Here is a 4,306-nt window from a genome sequence, read left to right on the forward strand (position 1 = left end):
ATCGTCACCGCCGGGTCGCCGGCCAGGTCGCGCCGCGCTTGCGGGTCGGCGCCCGCCCGCGGCCGCCTTGCGGCGCGCGACGACGGCGATCTTGCCCATCGGCTGCTCGGTGCGGGGAAGCTGCGCGATGAACTCGACGGCGATCGGCGGCGCCGCGGCGCCGTGCCGCGCCAGGTCGGCGACGATGCGCGCCGGCAGTTCGCCGAGGATGCGCCGGCGATCGGCCTCCTCCGGCACGACGAGGCGCATGCGGATACCCTGCGCGTCGTGCTCCACCGCGAATTCGTGCACGCCGATGAAGGCCTCGACGGCCAGCCCGATGACCATCGGCGTGACCGTGACCGTGCCCGGCTGCCCGTCGGCGCGCGGCAGACGCAGCATGTCCTCGGCGCGGCCGCCGATCGAGGAAAGCAGCGCGAAGGGCCGGCCGCAGGGGCAGAGGGCGGGCGATTTGCACAGCATGTCGGTGATCTCGTAGCGGATCAGCGGCTGCGCGCGGTTGTAGAGGTTCGTCAGCAGGTAGCGCGTGCCCATGCCGCCATCCGGAACCGGGCGGTAGTCGTCGTCCACCACCTCGATCATCGAGGTGTCCTCGAAGACATGCAGGCCGGCATGGACGGGGCAATCGCCGGCGACATGCGGCTCCTCCGTCATGCCGTAGTGGTTGAAGGGCCTGCTGCCCCAGGCCTGCTCGATCAGCCGCGCCATCTCCGGCGTGAGCAGTTCGGAATGGGTGACGACGACGCGCGGCGCGATGGAAAGCCGGCCCGCGATCTGCTCGCGCGCCAGCAGCGCGGCGACGGAGGGGTAGGGGGCAAGCACGTCGGGGCGGAAGTCGTGCAGCGCCGCGACCAGCTTCGCCACGGGTTCCGTCGCCTGCAGGGGCATCAGCCTGAACAGGCCGACATCGCTGCTCGTCGGGAGGCGGCTGGTGACGTGCATCGGGTTGTCCGCGCCGATCGAGCAGATCCGCACGCGGCGCGTCAGGCTGGGCGCGATGCCGGCGAAGGCCTGCCAGCGCAGCGTATTGGCGAGCACGACGCGCCAGGCCGCGCGGTCATAGACGAAGATGCCGCGCAGGCCGGAGGTGCCGGCCGAGGCCACGATGCGGTAGGTGCCGAGCAGCATCCCGTCCCCGCGCGCCTCCGCGAGATGCCGGTCGAGCATGGCGCGCGTCAGGCGCGGATCGGTCACCACCCGTTCGAGGTTCTCCATCAGCAGGCGCTTGCTGGTGATCGGCAGCTGCGTCGGATCGATCTCGCCGTCGAAATCGAGGCCGCGGTAGTGCTGCGCATAGAAGGGCGAGGCGGCGCCGGCATGGCGCACCATGGCCGCGAAGGCGGCGCGCTGGTGGGCGAGCAACCGCTCGCGGCTCCAGCGGTCGCGGGCGGCGAGCCGGCGGGCACCGAGCCACCCGGCCGCGAGGTCGAAGGCGCGCAGGAAAGCGATCCCATCCATCATGCGGCCTCCGCCAGCTCCGCCGTTGCCCCCGGTTTGGCATCTCTCGACGCGGCTTGCTGCGATGCGCACGCCATCGCCTCGAACCATGCCCATGCTGGCGAGTTGATGGACGAGACTTCGATCCGCTCGATCATCTCGCCGCCGCCGAAGGAGCCACCGCTGCCGATGCACCGCTGTCGGACAGCCGCGCGGAGGCAGCGCGGCGGTGACACGATTGCAGGCTGATGCATTGCACGTCCGCGTGTGCTTATCGCTTGGCAGCACTTGATCGTTCGCCATGCGGCGACGCATTGCGGTGGATCAAGCCGAGCGGGTTTATCGCATCGCCGCGCGACGGGTCGCGACATGGCCGGCCATCCGGTCCCGCTTCCCTGGGCTTGACGGAGGTCAAGGCGGAGGGAGCCTTGCTTCGGCACTAAGCTCCGCGTCTGCCCTTGCTGCTCCGGCAGTGCGGAGGAGGGGACGCCCGTGGTGACCACGACCGTCGCGCAGTTCTCGGTGACCCTGCGGCGCCACCTGGACAGGGATGGCAGTTCCCTCGGGCCGCTGCCCGACTGGGCAGCGCCAGCCGCGCTCATCCCGCTCTATCGCGCAATGGTGCGCACACGCGCCTTCGACCAGAAGGCCGTCGCGTTGCAGCGCACCGGTCGGCTCGGCACCTATGCCTCCTCGCTCGGGCAGGAGGCGGTCGGCGTCGGCCTCGCCGCGGCAATGCGTGAGCAGGACGTGCTGCTGCCGGCCTTCCGCGAGCACGGCGCACAGCTCTGGCGCGGCGTGACGATGCGCGAGCTCTTCCTCTACTGGGGCGGCGACGAACGCGGCAGCGATTTCGCCGGGCCGCGCCAGGATTTCCCCGTCTCCGTTCCGGTCGGCAGCCACGCGCCGCACGCCGCCGGGGTCGCGCTCGCCTTCCGCCTGCGCGGCGAGCCGCGATGCGCCGTTTGCGTTCTCGGCGACGGCGCGACCTCCAAGGGCGACGTGGCGGAGGCGCTGGTCTTCGCCGGCGTCTGGCGGTTGCCGCTGGTCATGGTGGTCAGCAACAACCAGTGGGCGATCTCCGTCCCGCGCGCTCGCCAGACCGCGGCGGCGACGCTGGCGCAGAAGGCGATCGCCGCGGGCATCGAGGGCGAGCAGGTGGACGGCAACGACGTGATTGCCGTGCGTGACGCCGTCGCCGAGGCACTGGATCGCGCGCGGGGCGGCGGCGGGCCGCGGCTGATCGAGGCGCTGACCTACCGGCTCTGCGACCACACCACCGCCGACGATGCCAGCCGCTACCGGAACGATGCGGAGGTCTCCGCGCATTGGCCCGAGGAACCGCTGCTGCGCCTGCGCGCGCATCTGCACGCCGCCGGCGCCTGGTCGAAGCAGGCGGAGGAGGCGCTGCTGGACGCCTGCCGGGAGGAGGTCGAGCGCGAGGCGGCGGCCTGGCTCGCCACGCCGCCGCAGCCGGACGCGACGATCTTCGCCCACGCCTACGCCACGATGCCGCAAGAGTTGCGCCGCCAGGCGGCGGAGGCGGCGACGCCATGACCGCGACGGAGCTGACCCTGGTGCAGGCGGTCAACGCCGCCATGGCGCGCGCGATGGCGGAGGATCCCGCCGTCATCGTGCTCGGCGAGGATGTCGGCGCGGATGGCGGCGTGTTCCGCGCCACCGAGGGCCTGCTGGCGCGCTTCGGCGAGCGCCGCGTGCTCGACACGCCGCTGGCCGAGGCGGGGCTGGCCGGGCTCGCCATAGGCCTTGCCGCGCAAGGCATGCGGCCGGTGCTGGAGATCCAGTTCACCGGCTTCCTCTACGCCGCCCTCGACCAGGTGCTGAACCACGCCGCGCGGCTGCGCAACCGCACGCGCGGGCGCCTCACCTGCCCGCTGGTCATCCGCTCGCCGAGCGGCGGCGGCATCCGCGCGGTCGAGCACCATTCCGAAAGTCCGGAGGCGATCTTCGCGCATGTCCCTGGCCTGCGCGTCGTGATGCCCTCCTCCCCGGCGCAGGCCTACGGGCTGCTGCTCGCCGCCATCCGCGATCCCGACCCGGTGATCTTCCTCGAGCCCACGCGCCTCTATCGCGCGACGCGCGAGGCGGTGGCCGACGACGGCGTGGCGCTGCCGCTCGACAGCTGCCGCATCCTGCGCGAGGGCCCCGACGCCACCCTCGTCGCCTGGGGCGGCCTGGTGCCGGAAGCGCTGGCGGCGGCGGAGATCCTGGCGACGGAGGGCATCGGCTGCGAGGTGCTGGACCTCGCGACGATCAAGCCGCTCGACGAGGCGACGCTGCTCGCCTCGGTCGGCCGGACCGGCCGCCTGGTGATCGCGCAGGAGGCGCCGCTGACCTGCGGCGTCGCCGCGGAGGTCGCCGCCCGGGTGGCCGAGCGCCGGCTGGCCGCGCTGCGTGCGCCGGTGCAGCGCGTCGCCGGCTGGGACACGGTGATGCCGCTGCCGCGCCTGGAGAAGACCTACCTGCCCGATGCAGCGCGGATCGCCGCGGCGGTGCGGCGTGCGATGGCCTGGTCATGAGCGTCTTCCGGCTGCCAGATCTCGGCGAGGGCCTGCAGGAGGCGGAGATCGTCGCCTGGCATGTGGCTGCCGGCGACCATGTCGTCGCCGACCAGCCGCTGGTCTCGGTGGAGACGGAGAAGGCGGTGGTCGAGGTGCCATCGCCGCAGGCGGGCCGCATCGCGCGCCTTTGCGCCGCCGCGGGCGCGCGCCTCCGCGTGGGCGAGGCCCTCGTCGAATTCGCCGATGTCGCGGCGGCCGATGCGGGTGCCGTCGTCGGCGCGCTGCCCGAGGCGGCGCCGGCGCCGCCCCCCCCCCCCGCCGCCCCCCCCCCCCCCCGCCGCCCGGGC

Annotated in this window: 4 protein-coding genes; 3 read left to right on the forward strand and 1 reads right to left on the reverse strand. The window is 73.3% G+C overall.

The genetic code is table 11. From position 1 onward, the window contains the following. On the reverse strand, positions 1–1,458 hold a 1,458-nt coding region (locus tag AC1MIR_RS21370; RefSeq protein WP_480030195.1), incomplete at its 3' end, for a phenylacetate--CoA ligase family protein. Positions 1,459–1,932: 474 nt separating this feature from the next. On the opposite strand from AC1MIR_RS21370, the gene pdhA reads away from it, so the two are divergent. The 3 genes from pdhA to AC1MIR_RS21385 form a co-directional block, all read left to right on the forward strand. Next, positions 1,933–2,994: a pyruvate dehydrogenase (acetyl-transferring) E1 component subunit alpha gene (gene pdhA, locus AC1MIR_RS21375; protein WP_480030196.1), complete on the forward strand. Its 1,062-nt coding sequence runs from the start codon at positions 1,933–1,935 to the stop codon at positions 2,992–2,994. After that, positions 2,991–3,977 carry an alpha-ketoacid dehydrogenase subunit beta gene (locus AC1MIR_RS21380; protein WP_480030197.1) on the forward strand — a complete coding sequence of 329 codons (987 nt, stop codon included), beginning with the start codon at positions 2,991–2,993 and terminating at the stop codon, positions 3,975–3,977. The genes pdhA and AC1MIR_RS21380 overlap by 4 nt, the downstream gene beginning before the upstream one ends. After that, the coding region (locus AC1MIR_RS21385) for a biotin/lipoyl-containing protein (protein WP_480030198.1) at positions 3,974–4,306 on the forward strand (333 nt) is incomplete at its 3' end. The genes AC1MIR_RS21380 and AC1MIR_RS21385, both read left to right, overlap by 4 nt.

Source organism: Falsiroseomonas sp. RANM36, assembly GCF_056682175.1.